This is a genomic window from Mycoplasmoides fastidiosum, from assembly GCF_024498275.1.
GTDB classification, from domain to species: Bacteria; Bacillota_I; Bacilli_A; order Mycoplasmatales; family Mycoplasmoidaceae; genus Mycoplasma_N; species Mycoplasma_N fastidiosum.
On the sequence record NZ_CP101809.1, the window covers coordinates 1,033,960 to 1,049,023 of the forward strand.

At 31.6% G+C, this 15,064-nt stretch carries 16 protein-coding genes and 1 tRNA gene; 11 read left to right on the forward strand and 6 right to left on the reverse strand.

Translation table 4 applies throughout. The features are described from left to right. Positions 1-18: 18 nt before the first annotated feature. Positions 19-846 carry a MurR/RpiR family transcriptional regulator gene (locus NPA10_RS03585; RefSeq protein ID WP_256547343.1) on the reverse strand — a complete coding sequence of 276 codons (828 nt, stop codon included), beginning with the start codon at positions 844-846 and terminating at the stop codon, positions 19-21. 159 nt (positions 847-1,005) lie between these two features. On the opposite strand from NPA10_RS03585, the gene NPA10_RS03590 reads away from it, so the two are divergent. From NPA10_RS03590 to NPA10_RS03640, 11 genes are all read left to right on the forward strand, one after another. Next, positions 1,006-1,623 (forward strand): hypothetical protein, encoded by a 618-nt coding sequence (locus tag NPA10_RS03590; protein ID WP_256547344.1) that lies wholly within the window; start codon positions 1,006-1,008, stop codon positions 1,621-1,623. Beyond that, a complete protein-coding gene (locus tag NPA10_RS03595; protein WP_256547345.1) occupies positions 1,624-2,295 on the forward strand; it encodes a hypothetical protein in 672 nt (223 codons plus the stop codon). A 26-nt stretch (positions 2,296-2,321) separates the two neighbouring features. Next, the gene (locus NPA10_RS03600; protein WP_256547346.1) at positions 2,322-2,768 is read left to right on the forward strand and encodes a PTS sugar transporter subunit IIA; all 447 of its coding nucleotides are present in this window, start codon (positions 2,322-2,324) and stop codon (positions 2,766-2,768) included. A 15-nt stretch (positions 2,769-2,783) separates the two neighbouring features. Continuing rightward, entirely contained in the window at positions 2,784-3,056 is a 273-nt protein-coding gene (locus NPA10_RS03605; RefSeq protein WP_256547347.1) for a PTS sugar transporter subunit IIB, read from the forward strand. Between the two features lie 12 nt (positions 3,057-3,068). Further along, positions 3,069-4,625 (forward strand): PTS ascorbate transporter subunit IIC, encoded by a 1,557-nt coding sequence (locus NPA10_RS03610; RefSeq protein ID WP_256547348.1) that lies wholly within the window; start codon positions 3,069-3,071, stop codon positions 4,623-4,625. Between the two features lie 325 nt (positions 4,626-4,950). Then, positions 4,951-5,397 carry a PTS sugar transporter subunit IIA gene (locus NPA10_RS03615; RefSeq protein WP_256547349.1) on the forward strand — a complete coding sequence of 149 codons (447 nt, stop codon included), beginning with the start codon at positions 4,951-4,953 and terminating at the stop codon, positions 5,395-5,397. Between the two features lie 15 nt (positions 5,398-5,412). Next, complete coding sequence (locus NPA10_RS03620; RefSeq protein ID WP_256547350.1) at positions 5,413-5,685, forward strand: PTS sugar transporter subunit IIB; 273 nt, start codon at positions 5,413-5,415, stop codon at positions 5,683-5,685. Positions 5,686-5,694: 9 nt separating this feature from the next. Continuing rightward, positions 5,695-7,260: a PTS sugar transporter subunit IIC gene (locus NPA10_RS03625; RefSeq protein ID WP_256547351.1), complete on the forward strand. Its 1,566-nt coding sequence runs from the start codon at positions 5,695-5,697 to the stop codon at positions 7,258-7,260. 1 nt (position 7,261) lies between these two features. After that, positions 7,262-9,214 carry a transketolase-like TK C-terminal-containing protein gene (locus NPA10_RS03630; RefSeq protein WP_256547352.1) on the forward strand — a complete coding sequence of 651 codons (1,953 nt, stop codon included), beginning with the start codon at positions 7,262-7,264 and terminating at the stop codon, positions 9,212-9,214. Positions 9,215-9,298: 84 nt separating this feature from the next. After that, positions 9,299-9,372 (forward strand) — tRNA-Gly (locus NPA10_RS03635). 120 nt (positions 9,373-9,492) lie between these two features. Continuing rightward, positions 9,493-10,071, forward strand: a complete 579-nt coding sequence (locus NPA10_RS03640; RefSeq protein WP_256547353.1) for an L-threonylcarbamoyladenylate synthase — start codon at positions 9,493-9,495, stop codon at positions 10,069-10,071. Between the two features lie 90 nt (positions 10,072-10,161). On the opposite strand, the gene NPA10_RS03645 is transcribed toward NPA10_RS03640, so the two are convergent. The 5 genes from NPA10_RS03645 to NPA10_RS03665 all read right to left on the reverse strand — a co-directional run bounded on the left by NPA10_RS03645 (position 10,162) and on the right by NPA10_RS03665 (position 14,982). Then, a complete protein-coding gene (locus NPA10_RS03645; RefSeq protein ID WP_256547354.1) occupies positions 10,162-10,872 on the reverse strand; it encodes a hypothetical protein in 711 nt (236 codons plus the stop codon). A 255-nt stretch (positions 10,873-11,127) separates the two neighbouring features. Continuing rightward, the gene (locus NPA10_RS03650; protein ID WP_256547355.1) at positions 11,128-11,832 is read right to left on the reverse strand and encodes an MBL fold metallo-hydrolase; all 705 of its coding nucleotides are present in this window, start codon (positions 11,830-11,832) and stop codon (positions 11,128-11,130) included. 156 nt (positions 11,833-11,988) lie between these two features. Continuing rightward, positions 11,989-13,605 carry an ABC transporter ATP-binding protein gene (locus tag NPA10_RS03655; protein ID WP_256547356.1) on the reverse strand — a complete coding sequence of 539 codons (1,617 nt, stop codon included), beginning with the start codon at positions 13,603-13,605 and terminating at the stop codon, positions 11,989-11,991. Between the two features lie 50 nt (positions 13,606-13,655). Beyond that, positions 13,656-14,600, reverse strand: coding sequence for an ABC transporter ATP-binding protein (locus tag NPA10_RS03660; RefSeq protein WP_256547357.1), 945 nt, complete (start codon positions 14,598-14,600; stop codon positions 13,656-13,658). After that, complete coding sequence (locus tag NPA10_RS03665) at positions 14,593-14,982, reverse strand: hypothetical protein (protein WP_256547358.1); 390 nt, start codon at positions 14,980-14,982, stop codon at positions 14,593-14,595. Before NPA10_RS03665 ends, NPA10_RS03660 begins: the two co-directional genes overlap by 8 nt. Positions 14,983-15,064 lie beyond the last annotated feature (82 nt).

The window sequence follows — 15,064 nt, forward strand, 5'->3', positions numbered from 1 at the left end:
TAAATTGAATTGTATTTTTTAAATTCATTTCTTCAAAATGTTTTGGGTTTTATCCAGATTTTTTTTGAATTTAGGATTTTTGTTTAATAAATGATCAAACAAATAATCAATAATTAAAAACTGACTAATTTTCGAAGCCGATGGCACATGCTTGTTTTTATCATGAATTTTATGATAGCTAATTTTCAGATCAATACAGTTATTTAAAATATTTTCTTCATTAGAAGTAATCACAACAATTTTACATTGTTGTGATTTGGCAGTTTCGATCGCAATAATAATTTCACGATTTATCATTTTATTAGAAACAACAATGAGTAAAGATTTTTTATCCAATAACGCAATTAAAGGAAAAAAGACATGAAAATCTGGATCTGAAATTACATTTAACCCAATTTTGCGTAAGTTAGCGGCAAACTCGCTTGCTGTTTTATATGATGATCCTAAGCCTAACACCGCCACCCGATTGGCCTGATAAATCATATTGGCCGCTGTTTTAATTTTTTGTAAATTTCGGTCATTAATTGTTGCTTGAAAGGCATAGTTTTGAATGTTATACAGCTTATTAAATTCTTCATCTTGATTAATCAACAAGCAACTCTGACTGTTGATAGATTGGATTTGTTTGTTGATATATAACACCATTTCTCGGTATGAGTTAAACAAATTTTTTCGAACAAACCGACTCACACTTGCTTCGGATACAAAACATGCTGCTGCTAATTCAGTAAGATTAAGATTAAAAGAATCATCAGGAAAACTATTAATGTAATTGAAAATATTTAAATCAGATTCTGAGAGTCTATTCCTTTTTTGCAAAATTGGTTTAAAGACACCTTTTTTCATAAAATAATTTTTAAACTTTTCTTTTTAGGAATTAGGATTTGCAAAAGATAGCAAATTATTTTTAATCCTATATAATTTAAACCAGATAATTTGATTAACTAAAATTTCTCATTAAATGATTGGTTTTGTAGCTTTATGCTTCTAAGAGTTTCTTTGTATGTGGCAATTACAATTTTATGTTTAATTGCACTAGGAGCTTTAATTTATTATCTTAAAACCAAAAACAAACATTCTAACCAAAAAGCCCAAAACCAAATTGGTTCAGTCTCTCGACAAACAATTGAAGAACTAGATTTCTTTTGTAAAAGTAATAACTTTACAAATACTTTTGTCAATTTACTAATTAAAAATAAATTTGCTAAACGGAATTTTTCAGTCATTCCTGGAGTAATTATTCTCCCTAATAAAATTGTAGTCCTTTCTGATTTTTTAAATACGAAAAAAGCAAATAAAATCGAAATCACCAATCAGAATTTCAATTCCGGATTTTTGTATTTCAAAAACAAGAAAAGAGTGATTGAAAACTTTCACTTAACTTGATACAAAGAAATTGAAAGATTTATGCGCCAAAATTTTGGCAGTGTCGAAGTGGTGCTTATACATAATAATTCTGATTTAGAAATTGTTAATTCCACTAAATACAAACTTATGACTCTAAGCCAATTAGAAACCTATATTAATTCTAATGCTTCTAATCAAGGTGAAATTAGAGTTGAACAAGTTGTCAATCGTTTAGAAAACATTAATAAATTTGAAACTGAAAACAAAAGGCGTTAAATGACTTTTCAATTCAACTGACTGGGTTTATATTTACCTTTTGTTATCATCACAATTTCTTTTTTGATTCGGTGAATTTATGTTGAAAATTTACGGCATAAATATTCCCAGATTTTTGTGAAATCGACCAAAAATAATTCATTATATTTTTTAAAAAATCAATTACAATCTCACGATTATCATTATTCACTCCAAATTCAAAAACACTTTTTAGCAACTGAATTTAATTCCAAAACACAAACATTACGTATCATTAATCATCTTGATAATAATTCTGTTTATGCGTATGTTAATGCTATTTTTATTTTTCATAAAAGAGTACACGCCTCAAATCAGTACTATCAAATTGAACAAGGATTTAAAATTACTCAATTAGTTTTATTCCTGTTGTATTCGTTTTTCCTAATTGTGAACTTATGAATTGTGACTGTTGTTTTAGTCGGAATTAGTTTGCTTGTTTTTCTAATTGATTTACAAATTAGTTATCAATTATTTCGTAATATTTATTCAGATTGTCTAAAAGTTTTACCCACCATTTTAGAACCAGATGAACTTAAATTGGGTTTAAAGTATTTACGAACCAAAAAATATTTTTGAGTCTATAAACATCTTGTCTTTTTTTTAGAAAGCCTTGTTACCACAGTGATTAGTTTTAATCGTTGGGGCAAATAATTTTATTTATAAAGTGATCATTCGTTATGTCTCAACAATCCAAATTATTTGATCCGGACATGTTAGCATGGAGTGATGAAATTAAAGATTGAAAAACTGCTGTTTATAAAGGTGTTGACTTATTAGTTCAGCAAAATAAAGCTACTCCTGAATTAGCTACAGCAATTTTTGCTACTACTGATAAATTTGGTCCATACTATGTATTTGAACCAGGATTGGCTTTATTACATGCTGAACCAAATTCACACTCATTAACAGCAGCTACTTCTACTTTGATCTTAAAAGATAATGTAATCTTTGCTGATCAAGCTGATAAACAAGCCCGCATTATCATTACTATGGCTGCACCCGATAGCAATAGTCACATTGATTTAATTGCTGAATTTAGTAAAGTTTTTGGGGATCAAGAACTAAAAAACCAAATTTTACAAGTACAGTCGTTGACTGAATTTAAGAAATTGGTCAAAATTTAAGAAGGAGAGAATATCATGCGAATCAAATGTGTTTGCGGTTCAGGATTAGGCTCTTCATTGTTATTAGAAATGAATGTCAAGTCGGTGCTGGAGAAATTAGGCATTAAATATGAAAGTGTTGAACACACAAATATTTCTTCTTTTAACGGAATTGATGTTGATTTCATTGTCATTGGTGCTGATGTTGCCTCATCTTTGAATTATCCGCATGAAAAAATGGTGCTGATCACCAATATTTTGTCAAAAGAAGAAGTGGAAACCAAACTAAAAACTTTTTTAAAGTTATAAGGATTTAAAAATATGTGATTTCTAATATTTTTACGTGATTTTGTTGGTTTACCAGCCTTTTTAGTTGCCATTTTCGCACTAATTGGAGCTTTGTTACAACGTAAAAAACTAAACGAGATTGTTACTAGCGTTTTTAAGGTAATTGTTGGATTTTTAATTTTAGGTGCTGGTGCTGGAGTATTAATTGGCTCGCTGAACCAGTTTCAACCCCTATTTGAATCTGCATACAGTTTGCAAGGAATTATTCCTAATAATGATGCTTTTTCAGGTTTGTTAGCTAATGTTTTACCAAAAATGGGTAGTTTAGCTTCGTTAATCATGATTGTGGGAATGATCATGAACTTGATTTTGGCTGGTTTTTCCCGCTTCCGTTATGTGTTTGTTTCTGGACACATGTTATATTATTTAGGTTTGATGTTATCAGGGGTTTTTTATAAAATCGGGTTTGATTTTGAAAATAATCCTGCTGATTTTGTCATTTCTTTATTCGGCGGAGCTGCAATTTTATCTTTGTATATGGCAATTTCACCAGCCATGATGCAACGTTATACCCGTACTATTACTGGAACTGATGAATTTGGTCTTGGCCATACTGGTAGTTTTGGTTATGCAATTAGTGGAGTGATTGGTGAAGCAGTGGGTAAACTTCGCAAGGGAAAAATTACTTCTACTGAAGCAATTAATTTCCCTAAACAATTATTCTTCTTAAGAAATATTTTAGTTTCCATTACTTTAACCATTTTTATTTTCTATATGTTAGCCTTTATCCCAAGTGGTGTCATGTATGAATTGGGTCATTATACCCAAGTGGTTGATGGTCGCACTGTCCCTAAAGTAGGAAAAGAAGTCATCGTTGGAATTTTAAGTACTCGCAACTGGTTTGTGGAAATGTTGATTCAAGCTTTTACATTTACAGCTGGAGTCGAGATTATCTTAGTGGGAGTACGCATGTTTATTGGTGAGCTAGTCCCTTTATTTAAAGGAATTAGTGAGAAATTTATTAAACGGGCTAAAGCCGCGGTCGATTGTCCGGTTCTATTCCCTTATGCTCAGAATGCTGTTTTAATTGGATTTATTAGTTCATTCTTGGGTGGAATCGTCGGGTTGGGAATTACGATTGGTCTATCCCAAGGCGCATTCATTCCTGCTGTTATTTTGCCTGGTTTAGTACCCCACTTTTTCTTAGGGGCAACTAATGGGATTTATGGTAATGCTAAAGGCGGATATTTAGGCGCAATTTTAGCTGCTTTTACCGTCGGAATCTTAATTACTTTTGTTCCAATCATCTTTATCCTAGGACAATGGGTTCCCGGGGCCAATAAAGAATTAGAAGCAATTGCTATTCAAAATGGTGGTGAAAGTCAGCTCGATGGATTAAGAACTTTAAACTGAGGTGATACTGATTATACATTAGGTATTATTCCTGGAGTTTTAGGTTTAATTAACAAATGGGTTGGTTTTGCTTTTGCACTTGTGGTTTATGGTTTATTAATTATTGATGGTATCTTATTGAAATTTGTGCCATGATGACCGCGTCGTAAAACTCCAGTTGCTGTTGAAACTAAATAACTTAATTGATTTTTACCGTTTCTTTTATTAAAAAAACCAAGAGCTAGCTCTTGGTTTTTTTCTTGCTTTCAGCAGTTATTTTTATTCTTGATCAATGATTATTTTTTCTTGAAAAGGTTGTAGAAATCATCTAATTATTACTAAAAAATTGCAATTTCACCAGCAAAAAGGTCTTGTTTTTTCTATTGAAGGTTTCTAAAATTTTTTTTATAAATTTGTGTTAATTGAAAAAAATTTTCCAAAATCACGAAAACTTTTTTTGGATCGATAAAATTTAGGTGGGTGGTTTCTTTTATTAATCTAACTAAAACAAAACTAATCAATCATGGCCGAAAAATTACAATTATTTCACCCTGAAATGATCGAATGAAGTGACACCATTCACGACTGAAAAACAGCCGTAATTAAGGGAGTGGAAATTTTAGTACGACATAATAAAGCAACTGCTCAACTAGCTAATGCGATTTTTGCAACAACGGCGAAATTTGGTCCTTACTATGTTTTTGAAGGGGGTTTAGCTTTATTACATGCTGAACCAGGCACTTATGCTTTAGCTCCGGCTACATCAACTTTGATCTTAAAAGATAATGTAATCTTTGCTGATCAAGCTGATAAACAAGCCCGCATTATTATCACTATGGCGGCACCAGATAATAATAGTCACATGGATTTAATTGCTGAATTTAGTCAATATTTTACTGATGAACAAACTAAAGCTGCCATTTTAAAAGTTCAATCGTTAGCTGAATTTAAAAAAATTATTAAATGATAGGGAAAACGATATCAAATGAAAATTACATGCGTTTGTGGATCTGGGTTGGGTTCATCTTTATTACTTGAAATGAACGTGAAAAGTGTTTTAGATGCTTTGGGTGTTCAATATGAAAGTGTTAATCACACTAACATTTCCTCTTTTAATGGACAAGGATTAGATTTCATTGTCATCGGGAAGGATGTAGCTCCATCACTAAATTTTCCCGAAGACAAAATGATTGTTTTGACTAATATTTTGTCCAAACAAGAATTGGAAACAAAAATAAAAGCTTTTTTAAAAATATAGGCACAGAAAATGTGAGTTCTAATTTTCTTACGCGATTTTGTAGCTGTTCCAGCTTTTTTAGTGGCCATTTTTACCCTAATTGGTGCACTGCTACAAAAACGTAAAATAACCGAAATTACAATTAGTGTTTTTAAAGTAATTGTCGGTTTTTTAATTTTAGGTGGGGGTGCTGGAGTTTTAGTGGGATCACTAAATAATTTTCAGCCCTTGTTTGAAGTGACCTACAATTTAAACGGAGTGATTCCTAACAATGATGCATTTGCTGGATTGCTAGCCACTGCTTTACCCCGCATTGCTACTTTAGGATCATTAATTATGATCGTGGGCATGGTGATGAATTTAATTCTAGCTGCTTTCTCTCGGTTTAAATATGTTTATTTGTCAGGTCATGTGTTGTATTACACATCATTGATGTTAGCTACTGTCATGTACACAATTGGGTTTGACTTTGAGAATAATGTTTCTGATTTTGTCATTTCCCTATTTGCTGGTTCATCAGTAATAGCAGTTTATATGGTTTTATCCCCCGCTTCTCAGCAACGGTATATGCGGTTAATTACTGGCACCAATGAAATTGGTTTAGGTCATACTGGTGGATTTGGGTATGCGATTAGTGGGTTAATTGGTGAAGTCATTTATAAATTAAAAAAAGGCAAAGTTACTTCTACTGAAGCAATTAAATTCCCCAAAGGTTTATTCTTTTTTCGTAATACTCTAGTCTCTATTTCCATTACGATTTTTATTTTCTACATGTTTGCATTTATTCCTAGCGGTATCATGTATGATCTGGGGCGATATACCCAAGAAGTTGATGGGGTTCATGTTCCTCTTCCTGGATTAGAAAATGTTGTCAAGATTTTAAGCTCACCCCATTGGTTAGTGCAAATGTTTTTACAAGCCTTTATTTTTACTGCTGGTGTAGAAATCATTTTAATTGGGGTACGAATGTTTATTGGTGAACTGGTTCCCCTATTTAAGGGCATTAGTGACCGGTTTATTAAAAATTCTAAAGCTGCTGTAGACTGTCCTGTTGTTTATCCTTACGCACCTAATGCGGTGATTATTGGGTTTATTAGTTCGTTTGTTGGCGGCATTATTGGTATGGGGATTACGATTGGATTATCAGGTGGTCAAATTATTGTCGCTACAATTTTACCTGGTTTAGTGCCCCATTTCTTTTTAGGTGCGACCAGTGGTGTATTTGGCAATGTTAAAGGGGGGATTTGGGGCGCAATTGTGGGTCCATTAATTATGGGAATTTTTATTACTTTTATTCCGGTGATTTTTCTTGCTGGAAAATGAGTGCCAGGAACAAATGAACAATTGTCCGCTTTAGCCGCCAGGGCTGAAGAACCAAGTTCTTTAATTTCTCTAAACTGGGGTGATACTGATTACATCATTGGTGCAATTCCTGGGGTTCTTGGTTTAATTAGTAAATGAGTGGCTTTTGGGTTAGCTCTTATTATTTATTTTGGTTTAATCGTGGATGGGTTATTACTAAAATATGTGTCATGATGACCACGCCGAAAAACCCAATTATCACCCGAAGAAAATTTGGATACAAACGGAAAATAAAATGTCAAATATTCACCAAAAATTTGTAGCCGCAATGCGGGGAATTAGTTTAGATGCAATTAATCAAGCCAAACAAGGACACATTGGGATGGCTTTAGGAGCAACCAATTTAGCTTATAACCTGATTGGTCGAAAAATGAAATTCACTCATAAAAGACCGAATTGGATCAATCGTGACCGGTTGATCCTAAGTGCGGGGCATGGGTCCTTATTGCTTTATTCAATTCATCATTTCATGGGTTTGCTAACCAAAGAAGACATGCAAAAACATAAACAACTAGACTCCAAAACGCCCAGTCATCCCGAAATCAGTTATGATGGTTACATTGATGCTTCAACTGGTCCATTAGGTCAAGGTGTTGCTATGGGCGTAGGCATGGCCATTAGTCAAACTTATTTAGCCAAACAATTTAATCGTCCCAATTTCCCCATTATGGATCATGAAATTTTTGTTATTTGTGGGGATGGCGATTTACAAGAAGGGGTTGCTTTAGAAGCGATTCAGTTAGCTGGAACTTTAAATTTAAACCAGCTAATTTTGTTACACGATTACAATGATTGTCAAATTGATTCACGTTCGTCTGCAGTTAATAAGATTGATTTTGTGCAATATTTTCAATCCCAAAATTTTGATGTCATCATTTTAGAAAATGATGATTCAGAAGGAATTTTAGCAGCAATTGATCAGGCTAAACTCAATCAAAAGCCCACTTATATTCAAGTTAAAACCGTAATTGCTAAAAATACAAAATGAGCCAATCAACCAAAAGGGCATAATGGAACTTTAAATCCTGAAGAAACAATTGCTTATAAAAAACTGAATGGATTAACTTCTTTTGTCCCTTTTGAATATCCAGATGAAATTTATCAACACGGAAAAAAACTTTTGGAACAAAAAAACGAGGCCTATGAAGAGTGATTTCGGTTATTCAATGAATATATGACGCAATATCCAGCTGAAGGAATTAAATTTTGCAGTTTAATGAATGAGAACCTGTCTTATCCTGATTTTAATTTTTCTTTTAAAAAAACAAACAGTGCCATCCGTGACTACATTCAAGAAATCATGGCACAAATTGAACAAGACTTCTGAAATATCATTGGTGGTTCAGCTGATCTAAAAACCGCATGTCGGGTTGGTTTTACAACTGATTTAGAAGAAGGAGGAAGAAACATTAAATATGGAATTCGGGAATTTGCTATGACCGCAATTAATAATGGCATTTATTTACATAGTAAATTACGAACTATTGATGCTACTTTTCTAGTTTTTTCTGATTATTCTAAACCAGCTTTACGCTTAGGAGCAATCATGAAAATTCCTAGCATTCATGTTTTTACCCACGATAGTTATCAAGTTGGCGGGGATGGACCAACCCATCAACCAATTGAACAATTAGCAACTTTACGAGCTATGCCTAATACTTTAGTGATTCGTCCTTGTGACGAAGCTGAAACCAATTTAGCTTTTAAACGAGCTATTAACAGTCAAGATCAACAAGTAATTATTATTGGTTCACGACAACCTTTAAAATCATTTAACTTAGCTCCAGCAACTAATTTTGCTGCTTATCCTATTTTGCAACCTGAAAAATTTGACATCTCTATTTTGGCTTCTGGTTCTGAAGTAGAATTAGCGGTCAAGGTAGCTGAAAAATTACAAGCAGAACATGAAATTATTGCCCAAGTTATTTCTGTGCCCATTTTACAAGAATTAGTTACTGATTATCAATTGATAACAAAACTAAAATTAAAAACTAAACCTATTTTTGCTATTGAAGCTTCTAATGATAAGATGTGATACATGCTAGCTAAATTTAACCGTTTTGAGTGTTGTTTAGCTAAAAGATTTGGTAAATCAGCAGATGGTCAAAAAGTTTATGAATCCAATGGTTTTAGTGTTCATGGGATTGTTGACCAAATTTTAAGTTGAAAATATTGAAGTTTTTACTAATTGATAAATTAAAACCGACTGGTTTAAATCAGCAAATATGGTATAATTGATTCGAGTTTGTTTTCTATGATTTTAGAAACATGCGCAGAATTAGTTTAATGGTAGAATATAACCTTGCCAAGGTTAAGACGCGAGTTCGATTCTCGTATTCTGCTCCATATATATAATTAAAAATCTCCTTAATTAAAAATTAAGGAGATTTTTTTATGCAGTAAAATTAAGTTACTATGCGCATTTATCATTGAAAAGACTTAAAATCAATTGTTTTTGAATTAAAGATGAACAAAGCCGCAATTGTTGACACTGATACGGTTAAGGGTTTAATTGCTATTCAACCCGACATTATTTATGAACTAAAAAAACGTTCACTACGAAAACGATTAATTGTATTTATTTCTCGGCTAGAACAAATTCCCGAAGTTTTACCTGAAGATTTACAACCTTTAGTTAATAATTATTGGCCTGGACCGTTAACAATTGTTTTAAATGGAACTTCTTATCGAATGCCCAAATATCAACCCCTACTTCATTTAATTGATGAAGTAGGCCCGCTTTATTCTTCTTCAGCTAATTTATCTGATCAACCTCCTGTGACTAATTTAGCTGAAATTCAAACCCAATTTCAAGGCAAAATCAACAAGCTAATTATTGTCGAAGCCAACAGTTTTCATCCTGCTAAAATTTCACGAATTGCATCAACAATTTTTGATTACAACCAGAAAAAAATTTTACGTTCTGGTGAAATTTCTGCTGAACAAATTAGTGCATATGTTCCTGTTAAAAAAGATCGACCAATTAATCTGTTTCTATCTTTTTTACGAAAGAAAAACGCTGCCCGAAATAATCACAACAAATAAAAAACCACCATTGATAACAATGGTGGTTTTTTTAAAATCTTTTATAACTATTCGCCTGAAGTTACGATTTTAATATGTTCTTCTTCGGATTTAGGTTTTTCTTCCTGAACTTCTTTTAAAGATTTTTTTCATGTTTACTAATTCGGCCACTCTTTTTCCGACAAAATCACCAGAAATTTTGGGTTTTTGAATTTCACGAATTACTTCCACAATACGAGCATCAATATATTTAGATACTCGTTCTTTTTGTGATTTCTTCGCTGAAACATCAAGTTCCACAAATTTAACTAATGCTCCGTTTTTCAACTGGGGCAAAAATCTTTCAACATTACGAGTATGTACGTAATGAGAAACTTTTTGACCAATTTTTCGGGCTAATTCATGTTCATTTTCCGGAGTGAAAATTGAAATATCTTCAACTTCAGAAATGAATCCTCAATTAGAATTTTTAGGGTCGCTTTCGCTATCACCCATAGAATTTTTATTTTGATAACTCATTCGAAATAAACCAGTTAACACTCTGCCATCTTTTTCAGGCCAATCCAAATAATCAATGTAGTAACGTTGGGAATTAGAGATACCAATTTTTCCTTCAACAATTAATTCACTTAAAATGTCAATGAAAAAGTCATCTCGAATATAACTCTCATCGTTGTCTGCTCTAATCTTCTCAATCAACTTAAATCGTAAAGAACGGTAAGGAACAGTTCTTTCACTCTCTAGCAAAATATCAATAATATATTTGCTAATCTTGTTCCTCAACTCTTCTGAGTATTCCTGATTAGTTTCGCTATAATTCACAGCAATCTATCCTCTGGGCATTCATAAAAAAATTTTTCATAAACCTTAAAAATTAGTAGTAATTTTTAAAATTAATATGAAAATAACACAAAAAAATATTCCTTTATTTTAATTTAGAAAGTTAAGAAGACTTAGAGATAAAACTAAGCCTTCGAAACCTTAATTTATTTTAGCATGTTTAAATAACTAAAATAAAAAAAATAAAAATTTTCTTATTCTAAATGAATTTTGTGAAATTAATTTATTTTTTTGCCTTTAATCCTCAAAGCTAATATTCGAACTAATCGCTTTATAAGCATCGCAAACCCGAACATGTTTATCTAAATGACCCGGTAAAATCATTTGGCATTTACAAAAATTTTTAAAAAATTTTTGTAAACTTGTCTTCATTTGCATGGGATCACTAAGATATAAATCAGTTCTACCAATTGTGGTTGCAAAAACATGATCACCCGAAAAAACATAATCATCAAAACTAAAACAAACCGAACCAGGACTATGGCCAGGAGTATGCAAAACCCGTAACCGAAAATTATCGATTTCAATTACATCATGATCTTTTCAGTTTTGATAGACAACTAAATCATTAATTAATTGTTTAGGATCATAACTAGGGTCCATGGAATGAATTCGTGCTAAACCATTTTCTAGAACGGGTTGATCAGCTTTGTGACAATAAATTGGGAGTTTGGTATATTCAATGATGGACCGAGCATAAATTCAGTGGTCTCAATGACCGTGAGTTAAAAAAATACCAACAACTTCTAAATTATTTTTTTGGATAAATTCAATCAAAAAATCACCAATGAAACTGGGATCAATAATTAAAACTTTATTTTCATCAACCAGAAGGTAAGTGCAGTTTTGCAACTGATTATCATCATTGTAAATTTGAATTAATTGATTAGAAATTTTATTAAATTTAGGATTAACTGTTTTGATATTTAATGATGCCTGCATTAACTTTAACTCCGGCTTAAATTAGATATTAAATGGCTTTATTTTAAATATTTAAAGCCAAAATTTTGGTTATTTTTTCAAAATTCTAGTCTCATTTTCTCTGATGAACTCGATAAATAGATAAAAAATCTACTTGATAGTCAAGTAGATTTTTTATTAGTTCCAATCAATTTCATTAACCCGTTTAGGTTTTAAATTGATTTGATTCCGCACAATTTTACCATTGCTTACCACAATTACTCGGGTAGCCATTTCTGCAATTAATGGGTTGTGGGTCACCATTAACACTGTTGTTTTAGCAAGAGTGTTAATTAAATAAAATAATTCTAAAATTTGTTTAGACATTTCCACATCAATCGCACCAGTTGGTTCATCACCAAATAAGATATCTGGATGTTTAACAAAAGAACGAGCAATTGCTACCCGTTGTTGTTGACCACCCGATAACTGTGAGGGGTACTTGTTAGCGTGAATTTCTAGATCTAATAGTTTTAAGATTTCATCAACAAAAGAGTCTTTAGCAGTTTGAATACGCAAACCTTTGGATAAATTCAAACTAAATTTTTTCTTACCTTGAATTTTACTAATCTTTTTATTTCGAGCTTTGGCTAAATATGAACCGATCATCACATTTTCACGCACTGTTAAATTGGGTAATAAACTATATTGTTGAAAAATGTAGCCTGTTTTTTCACGGCGATATTTAGTTAAGGCTTCAGGCTTCATCCGAATAATGTTTTTGTTGGCAACAACAATTTCTCCATCAGTTGGACGATCAACCCCAGAAATAATATTTAATAAAGTTGTTTTCCCCGATCCACTTGGACCCAAGATAACAACAAACTCGCCTTGTTTAATCCGTAAGTTAATGTCTTTTAAAGCATGTAGTTTTAAACCATTACTAATGAAGTATTTGTTAACATTTTTAATTTCAATAATATAACCTTCATTATTAACCGCATTAATGCTACCTTTATGTGGTTTGTTTGCTTTAATTAATTGATATTGTTCTTTAAAACTCATGGTTTCGCCAACATAATCAATGCGTTTTCATTCTTTTTTTTCAAAAGAAAAAAAGTAACGATAACCAATGAAACGCTGACGAATGTAAAACAAATACATTGAGACTAATAAAAATAAGTTAACTGAATTACTTACAATTAGTGCTAAACCTGTTTGATTAAAATTGATCGGTACTGTTTGCAAATCATTTTTAGGTGGGATTATAAAAACTAAAGTCTCAAATCCCTGACTAGCTTGAGCTAAAGGAATATAAAACATTCCAAACAGTAATCAACCAAACATTGAAGTACCATAAACAACTAAACAAAAAACAAAGATTTGAAAGAAAGTAATTTTACGATGTCAAGTTTTAATATTATTCTTAGTTGTGGCTTTTTTGATTTCATCAATGTATTTAAAAGTAACAACAACTGTATAAATTGTCAGTAAAAATAAAATAATTGTGAAAGCAATAAAAATGTAGGCCTGAACCAAAAATTGTACTGCGACGACATCAGCATTTAATGCTAAAGCATTTTCTAGGTTCCCTAATTTCCAAAAAACACTTTGTAAATAAAAATTAAATAGCCCGTGCTCATCAATAACCGTTGGTTTAGGTAAAATGACTGATAAAGTTCAAGATTGCCAAATTAATCATAAAACAACAGTAATGTTAATAAAAACATCTTGGTTTAATGCCCAATATTTAAAAGGTCGATCATTACGTAATTTTTGGCGATTCGAATCCACAAATTTTAAACATCGATTCATAATAAAATCTTTGTCAAAAATAGGATTATTTTTTCTAATATCTACATTCATTATTCAATTACTCAATTTAATTCATCAACAGATTTAGGCACTTGTTCACGAACTTCTTTTAAAGTTCCAGAACTTACCACTATAACTTTGGTTGCCAATTCAGCAATGATGGGGTTGTGAGTCACAATAACAATCGTTGTTTTATAAATTGCATTAATCTCACAAAACATTTTTAGAATTTGTTTAGAAGTTTCTTCATCAACCGCACCAGTTGGCTCATCTCCAAAAAGGATTTCCGGATTTTTAACCAATGCCCGGGCAATTGCTACCCGTTGCTGTTGACCTCCCGAAATTTCCCGAGGGAATCTCAAACTATGACGTAAAATCCCTAGGTTAGAAATCACCTCATCGATATCTAATCGTTTTCGATAATTATCTTGTAATTGAGCTCCTAATTCAATATTTTCCCGAATTTTTAAGTCCCCTAATAAACCATATTGCTGAAAAACAAAGCTAACATATTCTTTGCGGAATTTAGTCAATTGTTTATTTGACATTGTAATCAAATTATGGTTAGAAACAATAACTTGGCCATTTGAAGCTCGGTCCATCCCTGAAATAATATTCAGTAGAGTTGTTTTCCCTGATCCACTTGGACCAAGAATCACAACAAATTCACCCCGTTTGATTGTTAGGTTAATGTTTTCTAAAATTTTGTTAACACTAAAATTGTTGCTGTACCATTTAGAAACGTTTTCTAATTCAATAACACAATCAGGAGAATTTTTATAAAAAATACTTCCGCTGTGTTTTTTGTTCATTTTTTTAACAATTCTAATTGATTTGCGCAATTGTTTTTTAGCAGCAGCATCCAATTTGGTTTTTTTGGGTTTAGTACTAGTTTCAGAATTAGTTTCAGTTGATTTTACCGAATTTTTAGTTATTAATTTTTTTCTGAAATATTCAGGGTTTTTGGCAGGATTTGATTTATTTGTTTTAATCATTATCAGCTCATTTTATGCGAAATACCTTAGGATCATTTAAAAGTTTTTCTTGTTCTTGTTGTCTGATTTTATCGATAGAACCATCGATAAATCCGGACTCTTCAAAGACTTTAGTGAATTTGTTAAATTCTTCTTCATCTTTTTTAACATTTAAATGATTTTGAACTCGAGTGTTTTTTGGTTCTTCGAAAACTTTTGCTTTAACGTTTCGAGCACTCAAGATTTTAGCTTTTTGTTTTAAGATTCTAATATCGTATCGATTTAGTTTTTTCTCGTTTTCCAGTTCTTGAATTCGCTGCATGATTTTATTATTTTCAAGTGATTTATTATCATTGCGTTTGCGAAATCTGAAGCTGAAAAAAATGCGATTTTTTAAAATCATTAAAATACCTATATAAAATTTTCTTCAGAAAATTGCTAAATAATTATACTATCAAAAATTACAATTGATTTAATCATAATTA